General features: G+C 67.6%; 17 protein-coding genes. 11 read left to right on the top strand and 6 right to left on the bottom strand.

Annotated features, from left to right (window positions below; translation table 11 throughout):
* Positions 1 to 28 precede the first annotated feature (28 nt).
* Positions 29 to 1,348 (bottom strand): ABC transporter substrate-binding protein, encoded by a 1,320-nt coding sequence (locus ACQPYM_RS12040; protein ID WP_433019356.1) that lies wholly within the window; start codon positions 1,346 to 1,348, stop codon positions 29 to 31.
* Entirely contained in the window at positions 1,345 to 2,415 is a 1,071-nt protein-coding gene (locus ACQPYM_RS12035) for a LacI family DNA-binding transcriptional regulator (protein WP_433019354.1), read from the bottom strand. Before ACQPYM_RS12035 ends, ACQPYM_RS12040 begins: the two co-directional genes overlap by 4 nt.
* A 96-nt stretch (positions 2,416 to 2,511) precedes the next feature.
* On the opposite strand from ACQPYM_RS12035, the gene ACQPYM_RS12030 reads away from it, so the two are divergent.
* On the top strand, positions 2,512 to 4,605 hold the full coding sequence (locus ACQPYM_RS12030; protein ID WP_433019352.1) for an alpha-galactosidase: 2,094 nt from the start codon (positions 2,512 to 2,514) through the stop codon (positions 4,603 to 4,605).
* A 3-nt stretch (positions 4,606 to 4,608) separates the two neighbouring features.
* On the top strand, positions 4,609 to 7,314 hold the full coding sequence (locus tag ACQPYM_RS12025; protein ID WP_433019350.1) for a CBM35 domain-containing protein: 2,706 nt from the start codon (positions 4,609 to 4,611) through the stop codon (positions 7,312 to 7,314).
* 6 nt (positions 7,315 to 7,320) lie between these two features.
* On the opposite strand, the gene ACQPYM_RS12020 is transcribed toward ACQPYM_RS12025, so the two are convergent.
* From ACQPYM_RS12020 to ACQPYM_RS12005, 4 genes are all read right to left on the bottom strand, one after another.
* Positions 7,321 to 7,923 (bottom strand): TetR/AcrR family transcriptional regulator, encoded by a 603-nt coding sequence (locus ACQPYM_RS12020; RefSeq protein WP_433019348.1) that lies wholly within the window; start codon positions 7,921 to 7,923, stop codon positions 7,321 to 7,323.
* A 44-nt stretch (positions 7,924 to 7,967) separates the two neighbouring features.
* Entirely contained in the window at positions 7,968 to 8,660 is a 693-nt protein-coding gene (locus ACQPYM_RS12015) for a hypothetical protein (RefSeq protein WP_433019346.1), read from the bottom strand.
* Positions 8,661 to 8,741: 81 nt separating this feature from the next.
* Positions 8,742 to 9,599 (bottom strand): alpha/beta fold hydrolase, encoded by an 858-nt coding sequence (locus tag ACQPYM_RS12010; RefSeq protein ID WP_433019344.1) that lies wholly within the window; start codon positions 9,597 to 9,599, stop codon positions 8,742 to 8,744.
* A 44-nt stretch (positions 9,600 to 9,643) separates the two neighbouring features.
* Positions 9,644 to 10,639, bottom strand: a complete 996-nt coding sequence (locus tag ACQPYM_RS12005) for an NADP-dependent oxidoreductase (protein WP_433019342.1) — start codon at positions 10,637 to 10,639, stop codon at positions 9,644 to 9,646.
* A gap of 171 nt (positions 10,640 to 10,810) precedes the next feature.
* On the opposite strand from ACQPYM_RS12005, the gene ACQPYM_RS12000 reads away from it, so the two are divergent.
* The 9 genes from ACQPYM_RS12000 (at position 10,811) to ACQPYM_RS11960 (ending at position 24,619) form a co-directional block, all read left to right on the top strand.
* Positions 10,811 to 13,597: a carboxypeptidase regulatory-like domain-containing protein gene (locus ACQPYM_RS12000; protein WP_433019340.1), complete on the top strand. Its 2,787-nt coding sequence runs from the start codon at positions 10,811 to 10,813 to the stop codon at positions 13,595 to 13,597.
* 199 nt (positions 13,598 to 13,796) lie between these two features.
* Complete coding sequence (locus tag ACQPYM_RS11995; protein ID WP_433019337.1) at positions 13,797 to 15,098, top strand: extracellular solute-binding protein; 1,302 nt, start codon at positions 13,797 to 13,799, stop codon at positions 15,096 to 15,098.
* A gap of 7 nt (positions 15,099 to 15,105) precedes the next feature.
* Positions 15,106 to 15,993, top strand: coding sequence for a carbohydrate ABC transporter permease (locus tag ACQPYM_RS11990; RefSeq protein WP_433019334.1), 888 nt, complete (start codon positions 15,106 to 15,108; stop codon positions 15,991 to 15,993).
* Positions 15,993 to 16,928 (top strand): carbohydrate ABC transporter permease, encoded by a 936-nt coding sequence (locus ACQPYM_RS11985; protein ID WP_433019331.1) that lies wholly within the window; start codon positions 15,993 to 15,995, stop codon positions 16,926 to 16,928. The genes ACQPYM_RS11990 and ACQPYM_RS11985 overlap by 1 nt, the downstream gene beginning before the upstream one ends.
* Positions 16,925 to 19,453, top strand: coding sequence for a beta-galactosidase (locus ACQPYM_RS11980; RefSeq protein ID WP_433019329.1), 2,529 nt, complete (start codon positions 16,925 to 16,927; stop codon positions 19,451 to 19,453). Before ACQPYM_RS11985 ends, ACQPYM_RS11980 begins: the two co-directional genes overlap by 4 nt.
* On the top strand, positions 19,428 to 20,678 hold the full coding sequence (locus tag ACQPYM_RS11975) for an ROK family protein (RefSeq protein WP_433019326.1): 1,251 nt from the start codon (positions 19,428 to 19,430) through the stop codon (positions 20,676 to 20,678). Before ACQPYM_RS11980 ends, ACQPYM_RS11975 begins: the two co-directional genes overlap by 26 nt.
* A gap of 10 nt (positions 20,679 to 20,688) precedes the next feature.
* A complete protein-coding gene (locus ACQPYM_RS11970) occupies positions 20,689 to 22,206 on the top strand; it encodes an alpha-N-arabinofuranosidase (RefSeq protein ID WP_433019323.1) in 1,518 nt (505 codons plus the stop codon).
* Entirely contained in the window at positions 22,203 to 23,477 is a 1,275-nt protein-coding gene (locus ACQPYM_RS11965; RefSeq protein ID WP_433019320.1) for an alpha-galactosidase, read from the top strand. Before ACQPYM_RS11970 ends, ACQPYM_RS11965 begins: the two co-directional genes overlap by 4 nt.
* 125 nt (positions 23,478 to 23,602) lie before the next feature.
* On the top strand, positions 23,603 to 24,619 hold the full coding sequence (locus tag ACQPYM_RS11960) for a LacI family DNA-binding transcriptional regulator (protein ID WP_433019317.1): 1,017 nt from the start codon (positions 23,603 to 23,605) through the stop codon (positions 24,617 to 24,619).
* The last annotated feature ends 29 nt before the right edge of the window (positions 24,620 to 24,648 follow it).

Genomic DNA, 24,648 nt, shown 5'->3' with positions numbered 1-24,648 from the left:
GCCAGGGGCTGAGAAGGTTTGCTGCGCATCAGAAGCCAGGTGCGCCGATGGCCTGGGCCAGCTGGTCGAACTGGGCCTGCGTGGTCGAAGCGACCTTGTCCGGCGTGGCCTGTCCGGCCAGCATGTTGGCCAGGTTGAGGTACAGGTCCGGGTTGACGATCGCGAGCACCTGCATCGAGCCGACCGACGTACCGATCGATTCCGCGTTGGCCTTCAGCGCGTCCGGAACTGTTGCGGGCGTCTCGACACCGGTCTGGATCGAGACCGTGTTCTGGCTCTTCACGAAGTCCGGGTACGCCGAGCCGAGCCAGTACGACAGGAACTGGCGGGCAGCCGCCTCGCGCTTGGCATCACCGGTCTTGAAGGCGATCAGCGCGTTGGACTGGTCGGGGATGAACGTGGCGACGTTGCCACCGGGCGAGATCGGGAAGAAGCCGATCTTCTTGTTCAGCTCGGCCGTCGTCGACTGGGCCTGCAGCTGGCTGAAGAAGGTGTTCACCTGGATCGCCATCGCGGCCTCGCCGGTCAGCAGCGCCTTGCCCTGGTCCACGAAGGTGGCCGAGGTGATGTTCTTGTTGAACAGGCCTTCGTCGATCAGGCTCTTGTACTTCTTGATCGCGTCGAGAATGGCCGGGTCGGTGAACTTCGCCTCGCCCTTGTTCACCTTGTCCCACAGGCCGTTCTTGGCCGCGTCGGCGAGCTGGACCTGGACCCACCACTGGGTCGCCCACTTCTCGCCGCCCATCTCGTAGAACGGCACGCCGCCCGCGGCCTTGATCTTGCGGGCGTCGGCGACCATCGCGTCGAAGTTCTTCGCCGGGGCGGTGATGCCGTACTTGGCGAAGACCTCCTTGTTGTACCAGACGCCTTCCACGGCAGGCACGGTCACCAGGGCCGCGTACCGCGTCTTGTCCAGGATGCCGGTGGCGTCCTTGAGGGCCGGCGTGTACTTCTCGACGAACGGCGCTCCGTCGAGCGGCTGCAGGTTCTGCTTGGCGTTGATCGCGGTCAGCTGCGACGCGGTCGGCTGCCAGAAGGCGAGATCCGGCTTGTCACCCGACGCGACCTTCGTCTGAACGCTCTGCTCGTAAGGGTCCGGGACGGTGAGGATGTTGACCTTGGCACCGGTCGCCGCACCGAAGTCCGCCGCGACCTTCTTGGCCACCAGGTTGCTGTTCTGCGCGGCCCAGATGGTCAGCGTGACCCCGTCGAGCTTCTCGGTCTCGGCCGGCCAGGAAGCGGGCGCGGCCGAGCCGGTGTCCGCCGTACCGGCGCCGGGGTCGCTGCACGCCGCGGTCAGCAGCGCGACCGCCATCGCGGCGATCAGTGGTTTGCGGATTCTGCTCATCGGTCGTCCTTGTCGCTAGTGGTTGGTGCGGGCCCGGTGCTCTCCCGTACGACGAGCGTCGGTTTGTCCAGTGGCGCCGAATCCGGCGCGTTCATCAGCAGGTCGAACGCCCGGCGCCCGAGTCCCGCGAAGTCGAATCTGACGGTGGTCAGGGCCGGGGTGTAGAAGCCCGCGGCCGGTACGTCGTCGAAGCCGACGACACTGAGGTCGGCCGGGATCCGCAGACCCAGATCGTGGGCGGCGCGGATCACCCCGAGCGCCTGATCGTCGTTGCCGCAGAGGACTGCGGTCACCGCCCGATCGCGGAGCAGTCGCAGCGCCTCCTCATGGGCGCCGGCCGTGCCCCATCCGTGGGGATGGATGACCTCGGGAACGGGAGCACCCGCCGAGACCAGCGCCCGCTTCCAGCCGCGCTGGCGATCGCCGACGTTGGTGGTGGACGGAATCGCTAGGTGGTGAACGGTTTTGTGGCCCAGCTCGAGCAAGTGAGCGGTGGCCTGCTCCGCGGCGATCGTGTCGTCGAACCATGCCCAGCGGTCTCGGTCCGCTGCCGGTGCGCGGCGACCAAGATACGACTCGGCCGCCGCCGACGACCGCACATTCGCGGGAAGTGCCCGCAGTGCACGAGCTCCGGCGCGGTCGAAGGCCAGCACGATGACTGCGCCCGAGCGTGGATCACTGACACCTTCGACAGCCGCCGCGACGTCGTCCGCGCGATCCGACTCCAGGACGCGGATGGCGACCTGGATGCCGGCTGCTCTGGCCGCTTCCTCGATCCCGCCGAGGGTTTCGGCGTACCCGAAGAGGCTGGTGTTCGAGGTCAGGACGGTCACCGCGCGGTCCACCCCACTGGCCAGTGCCCGCGCCGCACGGCTCGGCCGGTAGCCGAGTGCCGCGATCGCGTCATTGACCTTCTGACGGGCCTTCTCGCTGACGTTCGGGTGGTTGTTGATCACCCGCGACACGGTCTGGTACGACACCCCGGCCGCACTGGCGACGTCGCGGATCGACGCCGTCGCGGCGGCTGGGTCTCCCTCGGCTGATCCATTGTGACCGGTCACAAACATGGCTAGAGTGTTAGCGATAACACCGGCGGAGCGCAAGACCCCGGCCCGGATTCGGTCCCCGTTCGTCACCGGCGTCACCGCCGTTTGGAGTCCCCCTTGAGCCCTCAGCCCCTCGATGAGATCCACTGGTCCCCCGGCGTGTTCTTGGTGATCCTCACCGTCACCGACGGGACGGTTCGGCTGTCCCACGTCCGGATCGGCGATCAGGAGCTCGTCCGCCCGGCCGCGCCGCTGCCGCTGGTCGAACTGGGGATCGCGGGCTCAGGCCGCAGCTGGTCGTCCCGCCGGTACGTCGACTCGGTGGCCGGCCAACGGTTTGCGTATCGGCATCACACGATGTCGACCGACACCCTCACGGTCACGAGTGTTGACGATGTCAGTGGCCTCAGTGTGATCACCACGTTCTCGGCGGTACCGGGCGCCGGCGCGGTACGGATTCAGTCCCGCATCGTCAACGGAGGCAGCGATACAGTCGATCTGGAATGGGTGACGTCCGCTGTCTGGGGTGGCACCTTGGCAGCCTCGCCGGTCGAGTCGCTGCGACTGTGGTGGGCCGACAACGACTGGCTCGCCGAAAACCGCTGGGCCTCCGCGACCGCCCGCGAACTGCTGCCCAGTCTCAATCGCAGTGCGCACGAGCACGATCCGCGGGGTGCTTTCTCGCGGACCGCACTCGGCGCTTGGTCGTCGGATGGCAGCCTGCCGCTCGGTGTCGTCGTCGACGAGTCCACGCAGGCCGCTGTCGGCTGGCAGATCGAGCACAACGGCGGTTGGCACTGGCAGGCCGGCGAGCGCACTGACGGTCTCTACGTCAGCCTGCTCGGCCCGGCCGAGACCGAACACGACTGGTACGCCAGGCTCGCCCCGGGCGAGGACTTCACCACGGTTCCCGCGACGATCGCCTTCTCCACCGAGGGTTTCGATGGCGTGATCGCCGCGTTGACGGCCGGGCGGCGCGCAAACCGGCGACCACACCAGGACCAGGTCCGGCTGCCCGTGGTCTTCAACGACTACATGAACACCCTGATGGGTGACCCGACGACCGCGAAGCTCCTCCCCCTGATCGACGCCGCGGCCGAGGTCGGCGCCGAGACGTTCTGTATCGACGCCGGCTGGTACGACGACTCCGCGGGATGGTGGGACGGCGTCGGTGCGTGGGAGCCCGCGACGAAGCGGTTCCCGGGCGGCCTAGCGATGATCATCGACCACATCCGTGACCGGGGCATGATCCCTGGACTCTGGCTGGAGCCCGAGGTCGCGGGAGTTCGCAGTACGGTCGCTGAACTCTTGCCGGATGAAGCCTTCTTTCAAAGGCACGGGCGGCGGGTTGTCGAGCACGGCCGGTACCACCTTGATCTGCGGCATCCCCTGGCCCGTAAGCATCTTGACGAGGTCATCGACCGGCTGGTCGGCGGCCTGGGAGTTGGCTACCTGAAGCTCGATCACAACATCAACATCGGGGTCGGTACCGATCACGACGCTCTGTCCGCCGGGGCCGGTCTGCTCGGCCACAACCGTGCGTTTCTGCAGTGGATCGACGGCGTACTGGATCGCTACCCGGACCTCACGCTGGAGAACTGCGCATCCGGTGGCATGCGGGTGGACTACGCGATGCTGTCTCACCTGCAGTTGCAGTCGACCAGCGATCAGCAGGACTTCCTCCGGTATCCGCCGATCGCCGCGGCGGCCGCTGCCGCCATCGCGCCGGAACAAGCGGCCAGTTGGTCCTATCCCCAGCCGACGTTCGCCGACGACGAGATCGTGTTCACGATGTGCGCCGGGATGCTCGGCCGGCTGCAGGTCTCGGGTCATCTGGACAAGATGGACGAGGTCCAGCGAGCCCTGGTCGCCGAAGCTGTCACCGCCTATCGAGCCCACCGCGAGTTCATCACCACCGCCGTCCCGTTCTGGCCGCTGGGTCTTCCCGGCTGGGAGGACGCGTTCGTTGCCCATGGCCTCCAGTTCGGCGGTCAGGCTTTGGTCGCCGTCTGGCGTCGCGGTGGAGCCTCGGATACCTGCCTGCTCCCCCTACCTCTCGCGACTTCGTCCGTCGACGTGGTCTACCCGGCCGCGACGCCGGCGACGTACCAACTGGTCCCCACCGACGGCGCCCCGGCGCTGCGTATCACTCTGCCCAACGCCTATCAGGCCATCGTCCTGGCCGTCGGAGAAAACCCGCCCAAGGAGTAGCCCATGAAGCAAGTCGTCAGAGCTCTAGCCGCCTCTACCGTGCTCGCGCTCACCGCGGCAGGACTGTCCGTTGCGCCTGTCGCGGCCGCCGATCCCACTACCGACGCGTTGAGCGTCGACTTCTCCCAGAGCACCGGCACCTTCCGGGGTGGTGCGACGGGCACGCTGTACGGCTTCGGTGACGAGGGTGCGCCGACACAGGCGCTCATCAACGGGGCCGCTATCACCAACACGTCGCAGAAGGCGCCGTACGGGACGCAGCATCCGAGCGGTGACGCCCTCAAGGTCGAGAACGGGTTCTTCGCCAAGCACGGCAAGGACATGTACATCTACGTCCAGGACTACTACCCGGACTGGTCCTACAACGGTGGCGTGCGGCCTGGCGACGCCCGCACCTACAACCAGGCGACGGGTGCCTACACCGACACCCCCAACGGCATCTGGGACTACCTGGAGATCGTCGAGTTCGTCACCGAGGCGGTCGCGACCAAGTCGGCGCATGCCAAGGACTACGTGTTCATCCCGTTCAACGAGCCCGACGGCGGCAACTGGTACGCCAACTGGTCGACCATGAAGCCGACGTTCCTGGCGGACTGGAAGGCGGTGTACACGAAGATCCAGCAGGTGTACGCGCGCCACCAGCTGGGGCACGCCCGGGTCGGCGGCCCCGGCGACACCCGCTGGCAGCCGCAGCGTTCGGCCGACTTCCTGCAGTACAGCAAGGCCAACGCGGTCCTGCCCGACATCTTCATCTGGCACGAACTCGGCATCGACAACCTCGCCACATTCCGGTCGCACTACGCCGACTACTGCCGCCTCGAGAGCACCCTGGGCATCAGCCCGCTGCCGATCAACATCACGGAGTACGGGATGTTGCGGGACATGGGTACGCCGGGCCAGCTGATCCAGTGGCTGTCGATCATGGAGGACCTCAAGGTCGACGGCCAGACGGCGTACTGGAACTACGCCGGCAACTTCAACGACAACAGCGCGCGGACCAACTCGGCCAACGCCGGCTGGTGGCTCTACAAGTGGTACGGCGACCTCGCGGGCAGCAAGACCGTCAAGGTCACCCCGCCGGCCCTGAACACCGTCGACACCCTGCAAGGCATCGGCGCGGTCGACACCGCGAACAGACGAGCTACCGTCCTGTACGGCGGTGGCAACAAGCCCGTCGCGTTGAACCTGTCCGGTCTCAGCCCGACCGTGTTTGGCAGCAAGGTCGACATCGAGGTGCGCGAGAACACCTTGTCCGGTGCCGAAGGCGTGGCCGGAACCCCGCGAGTGATCAAGGTGCTCGACGGAGTCGCGTTGTCCGGTGGGGCTGTCTCTCTCCAGGTGCCCACCTACGATCGCTACGCGGCGTACCAGGTGATCATCACGCCCGAGCAGGATCGTGCCCTCGCGGTCGACCAGGTGTGGTCGACCAGCATCGAAGCGGAGAAGACGAATCTCACCGCAGCTACGGTCTACGACCAGGACCCACTGTCCGGCGGCGGCTGGAAGTTCCTGGCCTCTGGCGGTCGCGATGTCGGGTCCTTCAACCAAGCGACTTCCAAGGCCGACTGGACGGTCACTGTGCCGCGATCCGGCAGGTACCGCTTCCAGGTCATCGGCGCCACCCCCGGTACGCCGGGCCGGCATGCGCTCTTCGTTGACGGCGGCAACGCAACCCGAGTTCAGTACACGGCCGACCTCGCGCTGACGTCGTACCAGAAGTGGCAGTACCGCGGCAGCGCCGAGGTGACGATCCCGCTGACGGCCGGGCAGCACACACTGTCGCTGCGATCCAGCGAAGACGGCAGCACCCTCCTTCCCAACTCCGACATCACGCTGGACAAGTTCCTGCTGACCGACGTGACCGACGGCGAACCGACCGTCTACCCCGCCTCGACGCTGCGGTACTCCGGCGGCGCGGCCCTTTCGTACGGCACTCCCAAGGCTCGCGGTTTCGCCAAAGTCCACGGAGCCGGCCAGCGCGCCGACGTCTACGCCAACGCCTGGGAGACCGGGTACTACGACATCAGCGTCGACTACCGGACGACTGGGGCCGCCGCGATCGGCGTACAGGTGAATGGTCGCAAGGTCTCGACGCTCAGCGCGCCACGACTCGGCAACTGGCGCTCGACGGTGCGGGTACACCTTGCCCAGGGCATCAATGAGGTCGAGTTGACGACGGCCAACGGGATGCTGCTCCAGCAGGTCACCACGACGCGGGCGGCCGCCTCGGACAGCGCGGCGGTCACCATCGAGGCCGAGAACACCGTGCGGCACGGCAGCACCGCGGTGAACACGTACTCGATGGCCTCGGGCAGCAACGCCTCCGGCCTCAAGGGAATCGGGTTCGTCGGCAACGGTCCCGGCAACACCTTCGAAGTACCGCGCGGACCGGGCTTCGACAAGCCGGGTGCCTACAACGTCGCGGTCACCTACGCGAACGCCGAGCTGGGCGGTGCTCACGCCTACAACCCGCAGGTGGTCGACCGTCGGATCGACGTGAAGGAAACCGGCGGCGCGGCCGGTGCGGGCCACGCGTACTTCCGCTACACCTACGCGTGGCACAGCTTCCTCGAACGCACCATCCCGGTGACGCTCAGCACCTCGGGCGGCTCACTCGTGTTCGGCAACGCCGGCGCCTACACGCCTGATATCGACAAGCTCACCATCGCACCGATCACCATCGGGACGCCCACCACCACTCAGCGGTAACCCGCGTCACCGGGAGATCAGAACCCGCACCTGGTCTCTGATCTCCCGGACGACGTCGTCCACCGGGTTGGCGATGTTGATCGTCGCCGCCATGCTGACGAACATGATCGCGGAGACGATGTGCGCGAGGGTCGCGGCTTCGGCGGCACCGACGCGCTCGTCGCGCCGCAGTACGTCGGCGATCGCCTGCTCGGTCTGGACGGTCAGCATGAGCGCGTCGCGGTGGTGCGGCTCCTCGGGATCACCGAAGACGATCTCCCGCAGGTACGTCCGCCCGTTGTCGACCTGTTTGCGGTTGCACTCCACGACCGGGCGGACGATCGCCATCACGGCGTCGAGCGGCTCGGACTCGTTCTCGGCGTCCACCTTGCCGCGGACGAGCGCCTCGGCGTATGTGGAGTTCTGCACGAGCAGCAGGAGCTCGCCCTTGGTCTTGGCGTAGAGGAACAGCGTGCCCGCCCCGATGTCGGCCTTGTCGGCGATCTCCTGGGTGGTGACCTCGTCGACCCCGCGCTCGCCGAACAACTCCCGGGCGGCTGCCGTGATGCGATCGAACTTCTCCTGCTTGTTCCGCTCACGCCGTCCAACCGGCCGAGAACCAACTCCCATGGGCCGCCGTCCCTCCCCACTATCCGCCCGAAACCCGCCGGCCCTCATTCTTCCACGACGCCATCGCGCACGAAGGTCAACGCCTCGGACACCTCGTAGGCGTGGATCGCGGAAGCCGACGGCGCCAGGTCGTAGGACAGCCGCTCGAGTTCGGTGCTCTTGAAGAAGGCGTCTCGTGCGGTGGTGTCCTCGAAGCCGAGGATCAGTGAGGCGTGGAAACGCTGGTCCGCCGGGTTGTCGTGAGCAACGTTCGGGGTGTCCCAGAGCTTCTCGATCCAGGGTAGGAACGTCTGGGTCCGGAGCTCCTTCAGTACGCCGGTGCCGGCCAGCGCATCGGCGAGTTGCGTGACCTGCTTCCGGAACGCACCGGCCCGTACGCCGTCGCGTCGCCTGAGGTAGACGAGGGCGCGGGCACCCACCTGCTCACCCGGCCCGGCCACGTCGTACCAGCGTGCGGAGTTCGGCGGACCGAGGTACAGCAGCGTGCGCCGGAAGACGTTGATCTCGTCCTTGAACGCCAGCCGGGTCTGCTTGCGGCCCTGGAGGGACGACAGGAGCGACTTGGGCGTGACCTCAGCGACCCCGTCGACCTTGCGCTCGACCGGAATCTCCGTCTCGATGCCGGTGGTCCCCGGCCACAGCCCTGGGTTGTCAGCGGCGAGATGGAGCTGCCGGTACTCCAGCAATCCCTTGGTCGCCGAGATGATCTTCGAGTGCGGTCCCTTCCAGTAGTTCATCCCGGTTTTCCCGCGACTGGTCGTCGCGGACCCAGAGCAGGATCGAGGTTGCGGACCGCTTCGTGAAGGTGGTCATGGCATTCACCGGCCGAGGAAGTCGACGGCGACCGGGGCGAACTCGGCGTGGAACTGGAAGATGCCGCCGTGGCCGGAGTCGGGGTAGATGACGAGTTGCGAGCCTTTGATCCGGCGGTGCAGGTCTTCGGAGAGCACCGAGGGCACCATCCGGTCGTTGTCGCCGTTGGCGATCAGGATGGGCTGGGTGAACGTCGACAGGTCGGCCGGGGCCGAAAGGCCGTACTTCTTGATCGCCTTGAGTTGCGTCCGGAAGCCCTTCAGCGACATGTCGGCGTCGCGATCGGTGGTGCGTTCCTGCAGTCGCTGCACGAACGCCCGGGCCGCGGGTTTCCCGGTGGCGTTGCGGTTGAAGAACAGGAACTCCTTCGGGTCCTTCCGGGTCAGGGTCGCCCGCAGGATGTCGTAGTACGTGGTGGCGACGACCTTGTCGATGTCCTTGCCGCCCCGCGGGCCGGTGCCGGTCAGGACGAGCTTGCGGACGAGTTCGGGGTGTTTGACCACCAGGTCCTGGGCGATCATGCCGCCGAGGGAGAACGAGAAGATGTCGACCTGGTCGAAGTCGAGCGCCTTGATGAACGTGTAGGCGTCGTCGGCCATCGCCTCGATGCTGTCGGGGACGCTGCCGCTGGAGGCGCCGACGCCGCGGTTGTCGAAGGTGATGACGTGCCGGTTCCGCGCGATGGGGTCGATGATCCGGGGGTCCCAGTTGTCCAGCGTCGCGGCGAGGTGGACGAAGAAGACGACGGGGATGCCGCCCTTCGGGCCCAGCTCGCGGTAGGCGTAGGTGACGCCGCCGGCCTTGACGGTGCGGACGGGCGCGTCCTTGTACGCGGTGACGACGCTGTGGTTGTTCGTACTCATGGTGTTCTCCTGCTTTCTGGTTGGTACTTGGTGAGATGGGTTGGTCAGGCTGTGGTGATGACGGCCTTGCCACGGAGGCCGCCTTGGCCCAGCGACTGCACCGCCTGCGTGGTCTGGTCGAAGTCGAAGACCCGTCCGACGACGGGACGCAGCGCGCCGCTGTCGACGAGGGCAGTGATCTGGCGAAGCTGGTCGCCGCTGGCGCGCATGAAGAGGAACTCGTACTTCACGCCGAGACGCCGGGCCTGCCTGCGGATCCTGCTGCTCAGGGCGGCCATCGCCAGCCGGAGTACGGCGTTCGTGCCGAGCTCGCGGGCGAACGCCGGGTCGGGCGGGCCCGAGATGCCGATCGCCTTGCCGCCAGGGCGCAGTACCCGCAGGGACTTCTCGAGGTTCTTGCCGCCGAGGCTGTCCAGCACGAGGTCGTAGCCGTCGAGCAGTTGCTCGAAGTCCTGGGTGCGGTAGTCGATGACGACGTCGGCCCCGAGCTCGCGGACGAAGTCGGTGTTGCCGGCACTGACCGTGGTGGCGACCGTGGCGCCGAGGTGCTTGGCGAGCTGGATCGCGATCGTCCCGACGCCGCCGGAGCCCGCGTGGATGAGGACGCGTTGTCCCGGCCGCAGGTTGCCCCGCTCGACGAGGGCCTGCCAGGCGGTCAACGCCACCAGCGGCAGCGAGGCAGCTTCCTCGAAGCTGATCGCCGCGGGCTTGAGCGCCAGGTCGTCCTCGGCGATCGCGATGCGCTCCGCGAACGTCCCGATCCGGTCCTGGCCGGGCCGGGCGTACACCTCGTCGCCGAGCTGGAACCCCCGGACCTTCGCGCCGACGCCGATCACGGTTCCGGCGACGTCGTTGCCGAGGATCAGCGGCAGCTTGTACGGGAGGATCTGCCGGAACTCCCCCGTCCGGATCTTCTCGTCGAGCTGGTTGAGCCCCGCGGCCCGGACCTGCACGAGCACGTCGTGCGCTCCGGCCACGGGCTCGGGAACCTCCGCCGGCTGCAGCGGCTCTTTGTACCGATTGACGACGAACGCTCGCATGATGGCTTTCCTTTGCGGAGTGATTTCTGAATTGACTCAAATATGAGCGCGCTCAGCTTAGAAGTCAAGTCATCACTCTGCTGGCCGAAACCGGTCACTGCACGCGTTCGGCATTGCCATCACCGGGCGCGGCTTGGAGGATCGCGACCACGGCTAGGGAAAGGGCTTTCCATGAGTAGCAAGCTGGGTCGCTGGATGCTGGTCCTCGCACTGCTCGGCCTCGGTCTTCTCTCGCCGCAGCAAGCAGCGACGGCGGTAGATACGGGCGGCAGGAGCTACTACGTCGACGCGGCCCACGGGTCGGACGACGCAGCCGGTACGTCGCCCGCGCACGCCTGGCGCACGCTCGACAAGGTGAATGCGCGGACCTTCCAGCCGGGCGACCGCATCCTGCTGCGAGCCGGCCAGAGCTGGGCCGGGCAGCTGTGGCCGAAGGGCTCCGGGTCGGCCGGCCGTTCGATCGTCGTCGACCGATACGGCGCGGGCCCCAAACCCGCGATCCACGGCGGTGGTGAGGTGGCCGAGACTGTCCGCCTCTTCAACCAGCAGTACTGGGAGCTCCGCAACCTCGAGGTCACCAACGCCCGGCCACTCACCGGCGGCCCGGGCACGAACCTGCGGGACCTCCGCGGCATCCAGGTCAGCGGCGACCAGGGCGGCCAATTGAACCACTTCCGGATCGACGCGGTCGACGTCCACGACGTGACCGGCGAGGTCAACTGGATCGGCGGCGACCCGGCCGGCAACGCACCCGGCGTCACCTTCAAGACCGGCTGGGACCGGTCGAAGAACACCGGCGGCATCGTCTTCCGCGGCACGGTCGCCGACCAGGCCGCGCCCGGTGCCGCGACCGTCCTGAACGACATCGTGGTCGAGAACTCCACCGTCAAGCGCACGTCCTTCGCGGGCATCACCGTCAAGCAGTACACAGGTTCAACCCCTGGCGCCGTGCCGACCGGGTGGGGCGAGCGCGCCAATGGCAGCGACCCCCGGTTCACCCCGCACACCAACGTGGTCATCCGCAACAACTTCATCCAGCAGGACGGCAACGACTACGCCTGCAACGGGATGTACCTGACCGACGTCCGCGGAGCGCTGATCGAGGGCAACGTCGTCTACCGCGCCGGCACCTCGGGGATCGAGGCGTACTACGCCGACGACGTGGTGATCCAGCACAACGAGGTCTACGAGACCCAGCAGAAGGCCGGCGGCGCCGACTCCAACGCGATCGATCCCGACAAGGCGACGACCCGCGTCCTCGTGCAGTACAACTTCGTGCACCACAACGGCGACGGCATCCTGATCTGCCAGTTCTCCTTCGGTGACGTGGTGGTGCGCTACAACACCATCGCCGCCAACACCCGGTACCAGATCTATCTGCACTCGGACCGGGCGGCGACGGCGCAGATCTACAACAACACGATCTACAACGACCGCAGCGACCATCTGGTCTACGGCTACGGCAGTTCGCTGTTGGCGACCTACGTACTCCGCAACAACATCCTCTACTCCACCAGGGCCGGCGCATCGCTCACCACCAGCCCGACCATTGCCTATGACAACAACCTGTACGCCGGCGCGCCACTCGCCGTACCGGCGTCCGACTCGCGTGCACTGCAAGGGGATCCGCTGTTCGCGAGCGCCCTCTCGGGTCCGTACGGCACCGAGACCACCGGGCCTCAGCTGCAGCGGGCCCTCGCACTCCGCCCGGGATCAGGCTCAGCGGCGGTCAGCACTGGGATCGAGATCCCGGCCAACGGAGGCCGCGACTACGCCGGTACGGCGCTCTACCGCGGCCTTCCCGAGATCGGCGCTTTCGAGTATCGAACGCCGCAGCGGCAGAACTGGGAGGCGGTCAACGGCTTCGTCCGCGACCAGTTCGGCAACCCGGTCGCCGGCGCGACGGTCGTGGCGACATCGTTCGGGCGAACCTTCCGCACCACCACCGAGAGCAGCGGCTTCTACCGCCTCGCCCAACTGCCCTTCGGCGAGGCCACCGTCACCGCATCCAAGGACGGTTTCGACCCCGTCAGCGCCGTCGTCGAGCTTCGCCGGGGCGACAGCACGCGGCGCGACCTGGCCGTAGTACTGAAGAACACCGATGGAGCGATCACCGGGCGAGTGCTCGACGAGCGCGCGGCCCCTCTCACCGGAGCAGTCGTCACGGTACTGCGGGACGGACAGCCCGTCGCCACGACCCAGTCCGGCCCCGACGGCGCCTTCGTCGTCCCGGCAATGCCGATGGGAGCCGGCTACAAGGTGGTGGCGAAGCTCGACGGCAGGCACAGCGTGGAACGCGGCGGAATCTCCGTCCCGCCCGCGGCCACTGTCGATGCGGGTGGGTTCCTGCTGGCCGGCCTGACCCCGGACGACCTGCAGAATCACACGTTCGACCAACTGCCGACCGGCCCGTTGCCCGATGGGACCGGAGGCTGGAAGGTGAGTGCTCTCGGCAACAGTGTTGACGTCGTCGACCAACTGTCGGCCACGGACCGCAGTGTCCGCCTGACCCGCTCGGCGAACACCGGCGGCACAGCGGGGACCGGCATCTCGCAGGTCTTCACGGCTCCCCTGCGTGGACTGGTGACAGTGCAGGCGCGGGTGATGCGCGACCAACCCGTTGTCTCGGGCAACAACTGGTTCGGCCTGCCCTACCTGACCAACGAGAGTGGCGCGGCCGCCGTGAGTGTTGCCTTCGACAAGGGAAACATCATCGCGTACGAAGGCTCCACCTCGCGCACCGTCGGGACCTACGAGCTCGGCCGCTGGTACGACGTCCGCCTGGTCGTCGACACCGTGAACCAGCGGTTCGACCTGTTCGTCGACGGCACCCAGGTCAGTGACGACCAGCCGTTCCGTACGGCGATGCCCGCCATCGGCGGGATCGCCTTCTACGCCAACAGCACGAACTTTGGGAGCGCGCACATCGACGGAATCCGGATCGCCTACGGTCTGTGAACACCGCGGCCGTGACTCTCTGTTTACGTTAACATCCTTGCTATTGCTGGGATGTCGCACCGAGGGTCACGGTTCGGATTCGGCGGCTCCGAGGTCTTGCGGGTAGTTATTCTGAGGGTTAACTTAACCCCCACTCGAACCCGCGCGGCCCGTCCGGACCGCCCACTCGCGAGGTTCACGAGCAAGGAGGGTCAACGCGATGGCGATTGACAAGACGCGGCTCAGCCGTCGGGGTTTTCTCGGCATGGGAGTCGCCGCGGGCGTGATCACACTCACCGCTTGCGGTTCGGACAGTGACAAGGCCTCGGGCTCCAGCTCCACCGCCGCCGACCTGGTGATGACGGTGTGGGGCGGGGACTCCGACAAGACGGCGTACCAGCAGCGGATCGACCTGCTGGTGAAGAAGTACCCCGAGCTGAAGATCAAGCTGCAGCTGATCCCCGGTGACGGCTACGCGCAGAAGGTGCAGACGATGATCGCGGGCGGCAAGGGCCCGGACATCATGCAGGTGGCCGAGAACGTCAACGTGTACTCCAGCAAGAGCCAGATCCTGCCGCTGGACGAGCTGGCCGCCAAGGCCGGCGTCGACCTGGAGAAGCGGTTCGGCGCGATCGGCAAGATCTACTCCTACCAGGACAAGCTGTACGCGGTCCCGGACCGGTCCGGCGCGATGATCGTGTACTACAACAAGACCCTGTTCGATGCCAAGGGCATCAAGGCGCCGACCGCGGACTGGACCTGGGAGACCACCCTCGACGCGTTCAAGGAGCTCACCGTCCCGGGCAAGCAGTGGGGCTACTCCGGCGGCGGCTGGTGGGCGCAGTGGTGGAGCTTCGTCTACCAGAACGGCGGCAAGATCATCGACGACGCCGGTAAGCCGACCGTCGCGACCGACGAGGTCATCGAAGCCCTGCAGTGGACCGGCGACCTGATGAGCAAGCACGGTGTCGTCCCGACCAAGAAGCAGTACGCCGACATGGGCGCCGACGTCGGCGGTGACGGCGCCTTCGCGAACGGCAAGGTCGCGGTCAACACCACCGGTTTCTGGGCCATCAGCGGCCTGACCAAGTCCAAGATCGAGTGGGACATCGCGCCGCTGTGGCGGGGCAAGGAACAGGCCGTGACCGCGTTCGGCAGCGGGCTGGCGATCTCCCGGACCGCGAAGAACCCCGACGCGGCGTTCAAGGCGATCGAGTTCCTCACCGCCCCCGAGGCGCAGCAGAAGATCATCGCCACCGGGCAGGACGTGCCGGCCAACCTCGAGGTGCAGAAGAGCGAAGCGTTCCTCAAGCCCGCCTGGATGACCAAGCCGGTGAAGATGGACGTCTTCGCCCAGTCCAGCGAGTTCGTCTACCGGGCGCCCTTCATCCCGGCGTGGAACGAGATGCAGAAGGCCTTCGACGACGGACTGGCCGACTTCTGGCTGGGCAAGAAGGACGCCCGGAGCTCGCTGACCGAGATCCAGAAGCGGCTCGAGACCATCGTCAAGCCCGCGAGCTAGGCCGGCGATGTCGAGGCTCCGGCGCCGGGAGGCGTTGTGGTTCTACCTGTTCGCGTCGCCGTGGATCATCGGGTTCGTGGTCTTCCTGCTCGGCCCGATGATCGCGTCGATCTACATCTCGCTGACCGACTGGGACTCCTTCACCGCACCCAAGTGGGTCGGGCTGGACAACTACACCCGGTTGCTGACCGACGATCCGATCTTCTGGAAGGCGTTGTGGAACACCTTCTACTACGCGGCGATCTCGGTCCCGCTCGGTCTGGTGATCGGACTGTGGCTGGCGAACCTGCTGAACAAGGGGGTCCGCTTCCGCAAGCTGTTCCGGACCCTGATCTACCTGCCGACGCTGGTGCCGCTGGTCGCGACCGCGATGATCTTCAAGATGGTGCTGGCGCCGTCCGGCCCACTGAACGGCGCGCTCGGGGTGTTCGGCATCCCGGGCCCGTCCTGGCTGCTGGAGGCGATGTGGGTCAAACCCGCGTTGATCCTGCTGTCGGTCTGGGGGGCCGGCGCGGCCACCGTGTTGTTGCTTGCGGCAATGAAAGGCATTCCGCGTGAGCTCTACGAGGCGGCCGAGGTGGACGGCGCCGGGCCGGTCCGGCAGTTCTGGAGCATCACCATCCCGCAGCTCACCCCGATCATCTTCTTCAACCTGATCATGGGGCTGATCGGCGCTTTCCAGGTGTTCTCCCAGGTCTACATCCTGACCAAGGGTGGCCCGGACAACGCCAGCCAGATGATGGTGCCGCTGCTGTTCAACGAGGCGTTCTCCTTCTACCACATGGGTTACGCGTCGGCGATCTCCTGGTTGCTGTTCGCCGTGATCCTGGTGTTCACGCTGGTCGCCTTCCGGACCGCCCGGCGCTGGGTGTTCTACGAGACCGAGGTGAAGTGATGGCTACCGTTCTGTCGACCGCCGCCCCCGGTGGGCCTCCACCCACCGCGGCGCCACCCGGGCAGCGCCCCCGCAGTACCGAGCGGGTGGCGCTGGCCAACCGGGCCACGCCGTTCAGCTACGCCACGCTGATCATCGTGTCGGCGGTGCTGTGTGTGCCGCTGGTGTTCGTGGTCTCGATCGCGTTGTCCAGCGACCAGACCGTCAACGCGAACACCTTCACGATCATCCCGCGCGAGTGGCACTGGGAGAACTTCACCCGGGTGTTCAGTACCGACCTGCCGATGCAACGGTTCCTGCTGAACTCGGTGATCATCTCGGTCGGTGCCGTGATCGGCCAGGTGCTGTCCAGCGGCCTGGTCGGCTACGCGTTCGCCCGGCTGCGCGCGCCGGGCAAGAACGTGCTGTTCATCATCGTGCTGGCCACGATGATGATCCCGGCCCAGATCACCATGATCCCGCAGTTCATCCTGTTCAAGGAGCTCGGCTGGGTGAACACCTTCCTGCCGCTGATCGTGCCGAACTTCTTCTCCAACGCCTTCAACGTCTTCCTGGTCCGGCAGTTCGTCTCCCGGCTGCCGAGCGAGATCGACGAGGCCGCGATGGTGGACGGGCTGGGCTTCTTCGGCATCTACCGCCGGATCATGCTGCCGATGCTCGCGCCGGTACTGATCGCGATCGGCATCTTCACCCTGACGGCGACCTGGGGTGACTTCATGGGCCCGCTGATCTACCTCAACGACGAATCCAAGATGCCGCTGGCGCTCGGCGTGCAGTACATCACCAGTACGTCGCAAGCCCTCCAGGCGCCACCGTGGAACCTGGTGATGGTCGGCTCCATCCTGCTCACACTGCCGATGATCCTCGTGTATTACCTGGGCCAGCGGTACCTGTACGAGATGGACATCAGCGGCGGAAGTGCAGGGGTCAAGTGAGTACGCCGACCACCGTGCGGACCGGCGTCGAACTGGATGCCCAGGGCATCCGGATCGACGGCTGGCCGGACTTGTTGCTCTGCGCATCTTTGTTCTACTTCCGGCTGCCCCGCGAGCAGTGGCAGGCGCGACTCGAGCAGGTTCGCGCGTCGGGTTACACCTGCATCGACGTGTACCTGCCGTGGAACTTCCACGAGGTCGCACCCGGCCGGTGGGAGTTCGGCGGGCGCCGGGACGTCGCGGCCTTCCTGGATCTCGCCCACGAGGCCGGCCTGTCCGTCATCGCCCGGCCGGGACCGTACATCTGCTCTGAGTGGGACGGGGGCGCGCTGCCGGCCTGGCTGGGCCTCGATCCCGACGTACGGGTCCGGCAGAACGAGCCGCGGTACCTGGCGCAGGTGGCGGCCTGGTTCGACCAGGCGTTGCCGATCCTTGCCGAGCGCCAGTATCCGGCCGGCCCGGTGATCATGGTCCAACTGGAGAACGAGCTCGATTTCTTCGACTGCGAGGACCGGCCGGGCTATCTCACCGCGTTGCGGGACCAGGCGGTCAGCCACGGCATCACCGTGCCGTTGATCGCCTGTGCCGGACAGGGCGACATCGCCGGCGCCACCGGCGACGTACCGGGCATTGTTGCTGCCTGCAACTTCTACCCGAACGACGACTCCCCGCACATCGAGGAGGAGGTACGCCGGTACGCCGCGCTACTCGCGGAGCGGGATCTCCCGCTACTGGTCACCGAGACCAATCGGCGACACCGGACGCTGCGGCGGCTGCTGGCCAGTGGCGCGAAGTTGATCGCGCCCTACCTGCAGTCGTCCGGCTGGAACTTCGGCTACAGCCCGTCCACCGGCAACTGGGGCGACCCGGGCAGTTTCATGAGTCACCACTACGACTTCGGCGGCTACGTCACTCCGGCCGGCGCCGAGAGGCCGGAGTACGCCGAGGCACAGATCCTGGCGCGGGTGATCAGTGCGCTGGGATCGCGGGTCGCGCTTGCCACCTCCACCATGTCCCGGGTGGAGGTGACAAGCGACTTCCCGACCAGTTCGTCGTTGTCTGCCCTGGACCTGGACGGCGGCGGTCAGCTGATCGCAGTGCCTCATTTGGGCGACAGGACTGGTCGCGCGGTGGTCGGGGGTGTTCCGGTCGCTGTAGCGGCAGACTCCTGTCCCCTGATGCTGGTCGATTTGCACTTGCAGGACAGGGTTCTGGCGCTTGCCTCGGCTGATCTGGTCGCGATGACCGACTCGGAACTGGTGTTCTCGTCCTCGGTTCCGGTGACTGTCGTCATCGGGCAGACGCAAGCCGAGATCCCGGTCGGTGCGCAGCAGGTGGTCGACGGAGTCACTGTCATCGTCGAACCGCGCGACGTACCGGCCGAGGTCCTGCCCGCCGCGCCGTCCGTGGTGCGAGCAGTCAGGCAACGAGCCGGTACTGCGCCCGCGCAGGAGGCCGGCACCCATGAGCTGCCGCCGGCACTCGAGTCGCTCGGCGTCTACCGGGGACGTGGCACGTACTCCGCGACGGCGGAGCTGACGGGTGTCGACGAACTGCTGCTGGTCGGCGCGTCCGATTTTGTCGACCTGTCGATCGATGGTCAGGTGCAGCCGACCATCGCCAGTTTCGGGGCGGCCCGGCGCATCGACGTCCGCGCCGCGTCGGGGCGGGCGACCATCGAGGCGACGGTCGAGATCTGGGGGCACGCCAACTTCGACGACTCGCGGCTGCCGGCCCTGCGGCTCGGTGCGCTTCGCGGGCTCGGCACGGTCTGGACTGTGCACGGCGTTCAGGATCTCGATGCCTTGTGGACCGTGAACGACCACTGGGCTGGTCGGCCGGCCCCGCTTCGGTCGCTCGGCGGCTGGAGCAGCACGCGCGTCGGCGTACCGATCACCTATTCGCGCCGTCTCGACCTGCCCGGTACTGCGGCCCTTCACCTGCGTGGTGTCGACCAGCCGGTCAGTGTGAGTCTGGATGGAGGAGCACCGGCCACCGTCAGTCGCGAGAACCCGTGGGTGATGCTGCCCGCCGGGACCGCGGAAGTCTCGGTCACGCTGCCACACCACCCGAGCGGTGACGGACTCCAGGCCGAGCTGCTGCAGCTCCAGCCGGTGACGGACTGGACCTGCACCGCGCAGGACGACGAACTGCTGACCGCCTTCGCCGCCCGCGAGGCCGCGACGACGGACCTCGAGCTTCCGCTGACCCTCGAACCGGGTCAGGAAGTCTGGCTCGAGGTCGAGCTGCCCGACAGCGCTGACGACTGCGTGGTCCGGCTCGACGGTTCGCAGCTCCGGGTGACCGGCTGGGCTGCGGGTGAATGTCTCGGCCGGATCTGGGCCGGCGACCGGCCCAGATTCTCGGGCGGCGACCCCGACGTCCTGTGGGTGCCCGCCCGCTGGCGGGGTCTGACCCTGCTGGTGCGGGGCCTCGCCGGTCCGGGTGTTCCCGAGCTTCGTAGGCTGAGGCTTGGTCCATCCGGATCTCAAGGGGGCAATGGTGCCGAGGCAGACGTCACGTGATCTTCGCAACGAGAGCCGGTTCGAGGTTCTCCATGCGCTGTTCGAGCTGGGTCCGTCGACCCGGCAGGAGATCTCCCGGCACACCGGGCTCAGTACCGCGACGGTGGCCACCCTGGTCACCGAGTTCCTCTCCGAAGGTGTGCTGAGGATCGCGACCCTGGAGCGCCGGACCGTCGGACGGCCGTACGAGCGGCTGGCGATCGACGCGGATCGCGGCCGGATCGTCGGGGTCGACGTCGCCGAGACGTACGTGGCCGCCACCGTCTACGACATCGCGCTCGAACCGGTCAGCCACGGCGAGGTGACGCTGGACGAACACGAGAACAGCCAGTCGTACGTCGTCGACGGCATCGTCCGCGCGGTCGAGGCGGCCGTCGCGGACGTCGCCGGCGGACTGGGCAGCATCCTCGGCAGCGGGGTCAGCATGCCGGGCCAGGTCAGCCCGGACGCCGGCGTCTCGGTCTTCGCCCCGAACTGGGACTGGCACGACGTCAGCATCGAGGCACTGCTCGCGCAGCGCCTGCGGATTCCGGTGTACGTCGACAACCCGCTCAAGGCCGTCACCCTGTCGGAGATGTGGTTCGGGGTCGGCCGGGTGTCCGGCAGCATGGCCGTGGTCAACCTCGGGACCGGCGTCGGCGCCGGGATCGCGATCGACGGCGCCCTGATCCGCGGGGCCAACAACAACGCCGGCGAGTGGGGCCACACACTGCTCCAGCTCGACGGCCGGCAGTGCCGGTGCGGCCGCCGCGGCTGCGTCGAGGCCTACCTCGGCGTCCACGGCTTGGAGACGTCGCTCGCGGAGATCGACCCGGAGCACCCGGCCCTCCAGCAGTCCCAGCAACGCGGATTCGTCGAGGCCGTCGCCAAGGGCCTCGCCGCCGGCGACCCGGTCCTGACCGAACTCGCCGCCCGTACTTCGCACTACCTCGCCGCGGCTCTCGGTGACCTCGTGAACGTCCTCGACATCCCCTCGATCACGCTCACCGGCTGGACCTCGGCCGCGCTGGCCGAGTGGATCGTGCCGGCCGTCCGCGAGGAACTACCGCAACACGTCCTGCCCGGATCGCTGCCGAACCTCACCGTCGAGTCGTCCCGCGTCCCCGGCAACCCGGTCGCCCTCGGGATGGCCGCCTTCGCCCTCGAACAGTTCCTCGGCCAGCTCGGTCTGGCCAGCCCGGCGAGCACCCCGATCGCCCGCCGCCGGCCCCGTTCACAAACCTAGGAGACGCATCTTGTCCGACGCCTCAGCCGCTCGGGTCGTGATCGACCTCGACGTCCCCGGCCCGACCATCAGCCGCCATCTCTACGGTCACTTCGCCGAGCACCTGGGGCGGTGTGTGTACGACGGGTTCTACGTCGGCGAGTCCTCCGAGCTGCCCAACGAGGGCGGGCTCCGGCTCGACGTGGTCGAGGCGTTGCGGGCGCTGAACATCCCCAACCTGCGCTGGCCGGGTGGCTGCTTCGCCGACGAGTACCACTGGATGAACGGGATCGGCCCAACGGCTGAGCGACCCGGGATGGTCAACACCAACTGGGGCAACGTGGTGGAGAACAACCACTTCGGCACCCACGAGTTCCTGGCCCTGTGCGAGCTGCTCGGCGCCGAGCCGTACGTGAACGGCAACGTCGGCAGCGGCACGGTCCGGGAGATGAGCGACTGGGTCGAGTACCTGACCCGCAGCGGCGACAGCCCGATGGTCCGGCTCCGCAAGGAGAACGGCCGGGAGGACCCCTGGAAGGTTCCGTTCTGGGGCATCGGCAACGAGGCCTGGGGCTGCGGCGGCAACCTGACGGCCGAGGCGTACGTCGACCTGGCGCGCCAGTACGCCACCTTCTGCAAGAACCACGACGGCAACGAGCTCTACCGGATCGCGGCCGGCGCCTCCGACCACGACCTCGCCTGGACCGAGGCCCTGATGAAGTCGATCAGCAAGCTCGGCGGCACCCCGCGCGACCTCTTCCAGGCCATCTCGGTGCACTACTACACCGTGCCGGGGACCTGGGACCACAAGGGCAGCGCGACCCAGTTCGGGCTTGACGACTACTACCGGACGATGATCAAGGCGCAGGACATCGATCGGGTGCTCACCGGGCACTCCACGGTGATGGACGCCTACGACCCCGAGCGCAAGATCGGCCTCGTGCTGGACGAGTGGGGCACCTGGTGGGACGTCGAGCCCGGCACCAACCCCGGGTTCCTGTACCAGCAGAACGCCTTGCGGGACGCCTTGGTGGCGAGCCTGCACTTCGACGTCTTCCACCGGCACGCCGAGCGGCTGGTGATGGCGAACATCGCGCAGACCGTGAACGTCCTGCAGGCGATGGTGCTGACCGACGACACCGGCCTGGTGCTCACGCCGACGTACCACGTGTTCGAGATGAACAAGGGTCACCACGACGCCACCGCCGTACCGGTGCACGTGGTCGATCGGCAGGAGCCGTACGCGCTCGACGGCAAGCAGTTGGAGTTGCTCTCGGCATCGGCCAGTGTGAAGGGCGACAAGGCACTGGTGTCGGTGACGAATCTCGATCCCGCCGCTGCCGCGGACGTCGTACTGGACTTGCGTGGGGCAACGGTTCGCTCGCACCGCGGTCGGTTGCTGACGGCACCTGAGTTGCAGGCGCACAACACGGCAGCCGCTCCGGAGGCCGTCGTACCGACGGAGTTGAAGGACATCTCCGTCGATGCGCGCGGGCTGCGGGTGACACTGCCGCCGCACTCGTTCGCGACCATCGAGCTCGACCTGTGAGCCTCGTGGTGCGGGCCACTCCCCCGCTGGGGTGGAACAGCTGGGACTGCTACGGCTCCACCGTGACGGAGGAGGAGGTGCTCGCGAACGCGCGGTTCATGGCCGAGCGGTTGCTGCCGTCGGGCTGGGACACCGTGGTGGTCGACATCTGCTGGTACGAACCGGCGGCGCGGGCGCACGGCTACAACGACGATCCAGACCTCGTCCTCGACGAGTACGGACAGTTGCTACCGGCACCCAACCGGTTCCCGTCTTCCGTTGGCGGCAAGGGTTTCGCGCCGCTTGCCGCCGAGATCCACGGGCTCGGCCTGCGCTTCGGCGTACACATGATGCGCGGCATCCCGCGTCAGGCCGTCGACCGCGACCTGCCCGTCGCCGGTACGCCGTGGACGGCTCGCGAGATCGCCGACACGTCCTCGGTGTGCCCGTGGAACCCGAACAACTACGGACTCAACCACGATCACCCGGGTGCGCAGGAGTACTACGACGCCCAGATCCGGCTGCTGGCGAGCTGGGGTGTCGACTTCATCAAGGGTGACGACTTCCTGTATCCCTACCAGGCCAGGGAGATCGAGGCATACGCCGAGGCCATCGAGCGAGCCGGCCGGCCGATCGAACTGAGCCTGTCGCCGGGCCGCGAGCTGTCGATGGCCAACCTGCCACACCTGCGCGAGCACTCGTCGATGTGGCGGATCTCCGACGACCTGTGGGACCGCTGGGAGGACGTCGAGGCACAGTTCACCCGGCTGGCCCGCTGGGCACCGCACTCGGGGCCCGACGGCTGGGCCGACGCCGACATGTTGCCGCTGGGCCGGATCGGCATTCGCGCCGAACGCGGCGACGACCGGATGTGCCGGCTGACCCCGGCCGAGCAGCAGACCATGATGACCCTGTGGGCGATCGCCCGGTCACCGCTGATGGTCGGCGGCGACCTGCCCACCTCCCCGCCGGACACGATCGACCTGCTCACCAACCGCGACGTCCTCGGGGTCCTGTCGTCCTCGAAGGACAACCGCGAGGTACTCCGCGACGGCGACCTGATCGTCTGGACGGCCACCGCGACCGCACCCGAGCACCCGGGCGCTCGCTACGCCGCGGTCTTCTGGCTCGGCGGCAAACCGAAGCGCCTGACCGTCCCCCTCCTCTCGATCGGCGCCACTCCGACGGACCGCCTCACGGAGCTGTGGACCGGCAAAACCCTCGCACCCAACCACCTGGACCTGGCCCTCGAGCTCGAGCCCCACGGCTCACTCATGCTCAGACTGAGCTAGTGGCGGCCGCCGCGCTGCGCGGCAGCCGCATTCCATCGTGCGAAACGGGGGCGGAGAGGGCTTGACCGGGCGAGTGTTAGCGTTCACAGTTAACCGGTACAGCCGAACGTGAGGAGAACTGGTCGATGAGGGTGAGGGCGTCGCGACCGCCGGTGATGGCCGACGTGGCCCGTGTCGCCGGTGTCTCGCACCAGACGGTCTCCCGGGTCCTCAACGACCTGCCGAACGTCCACCCGAGCACGCGGAAGCGGATCCTCCAGGCGATCGAGGAGCTCGGCTACCGCCGCAACCTCTCGGCCCGGGCGCTGGTCACCCGGCACTCGCGGGTGCTGGGCGTGGTCAGCTTCGACACCACCCTGTACGGGCCGGCCAGTACCGTGCACGGTATCGAGCAGGCCGCCCGGGCCGCCGGCTACTTCATCAGCATCGTCAGCCTCAAGGCGATCACCCGGGACAGCGTCAAGGAAGCGATCCAGCACCTCGCCGGCCAGGGCATCGACGGGATCGTTGTCGTGGCCCCGCAACGCCAGGCCGCCCAAGCGCTGGCCAGCGTGCCGGACAACCTCCCGGCGGTCGCCGTCGAGGGCGGGCGGGCCCGCAAGGTGCCGGTCGTCAGCGTCGACCAGGTCGGCGGCGCTCGGCTCGCAGTACAGCATCTGCTTGATCTCGGGCACGAGACGGTCTGGCACGTCGCCGGGCCGGACGACTGGCTCGAGGCGGAAGGCCGCATCAAGGGCTGGCGGGACGCGCTCGAAGCCGCCGGGCGGCGCGTGCCCGACGTACTGACCGGGGACTGGAGTCCGCGGTCGGGCTACGAGGCCGGGCTTCGCCTGCCGGCCGAGGCGACCGCGGTGTTCGTGTCGAACGACCAGATGGCGCTCGGGTTGCTCCGGGCGCTGTCCGAGCGCGGCATCCGGGTGCCCGACGACGTCAGCGTGGTCGGCTTCGACGACCTGCCGGAGGCCGAGTTCTTCAGCCCGCCGCTGACCACCGTGCGGCAGGACTTCGCGCTGGTCGGCCGGCACAGCATCGAACTACTGCTCGGCCAGCTGCAGAAAGATCCACCCGCGCGGCAACGACGGGTGGCGGTCGCCGCGAACCTGATCCCGCGCGCGAGCACCGCCGCACCACCGGGCGCCTGATTCCCTTGTCCCCCTTCTTCCCAACCGCA

It is taken from the genome of Kribbella sp. CA-294648, from assembly GCF_050943845.1.
Classification (GTDB): domain Bacteria; phylum Actinomycetota; class Actinomycetes; order Propionibacteriales; family Kribbellaceae; genus Kribbella.
Note: the sequence above shows the minus strand (reverse complement) of the source record. Positions and strands in the feature narration are given on the sequence as shown.

Excerpts from the sequence above, each read along its gene's own strand:
- ACQPYM_RS12040 (WP_433019356.1), bottom strand. The coding sequence starts at position 1,348 with ATGAGCAGAATCCGCAAACCACTGATCGCCGCGATGGCGGTCGCGCTG.
- ACQPYM_RS12035 (WP_433019354.1), bottom strand. The coding sequence starts at position 2,415 with ATGTTTGTGACCGGTCACAATGGATCAGCCGAGGGAGACCCAGCCGCC.
- ACQPYM_RS12025 (WP_433019350.1), top strand. The coding sequence starts at position 4,609 with ATGAAGCAAGTCGTCAGAGCTCTAGCCGCCTCTACCGTGCTCGCGCTC.
- ACQPYM_RS12020 (WP_433019348.1), bottom strand. The coding sequence starts at position 7,923 with ATGGGAGTTGGTTCTCGGCCGGTTGGACGGCGTGAGCGGAACAAGCAG.
- ACQPYM_RS12015 (WP_433019346.1), bottom strand. The coding sequence starts at position 8,660 with ATGAACTACTGGAAGGGACCGCACTCGAAGATCATCTCGGCGACCAAG.
- ACQPYM_RS12010 (WP_433019344.1), bottom strand. The coding sequence starts at position 9,599 with ATGAGTACGAACAACCACAGCGTCGTCACCGCGTACAAGGACGCGCCC.
- ACQPYM_RS12005 (WP_433019342.1), bottom strand. The coding sequence starts at position 10,639 with ATGCGAGCGTTCGTCGTCAATCGGTACAAAGAGCCGCTGCAGCCGGCG.
- ACQPYM_RS12000 (WP_433019340.1), top strand. The coding sequence starts at position 10,811 with ATGAGTAGCAAGCTGGGTCGCTGGATGCTGGTCCTCGCACTGCTCGGC.
- ACQPYM_RS11995 (WP_433019337.1), top strand. The coding sequence starts at position 13,797 with ATGGCGATTGACAAGACGCGGCTCAGCCGTCGGGGTTTTCTCGGCATG.
- ACQPYM_RS11990 (WP_433019334.1), top strand. The coding sequence starts at position 15,106 with ATGTCGAGGCTCCGGCGCCGGGAGGCGTTGTGGTTCTACCTGTTCGCG.
- ACQPYM_RS11985 (WP_433019331.1), top strand. The coding sequence starts at position 15,993 with ATGGCTACCGTTCTGTCGACCGCCGCCCCCGGTGGGCCTCCACCCACC.
- ACQPYM_RS11975 (WP_433019326.1), top strand. The coding sequence starts at position 19,428 with ATGGTGCCGAGGCAGACGTCACGTGATCTTCGCAACGAGAGCCGGTTC.
- ACQPYM_RS11960 (WP_433019317.1), top strand. The coding sequence starts at position 23,603 with ATGAGGGTGAGGGCGTCGCGACCGCCGGTGATGGCCGACGTGGCCCGT.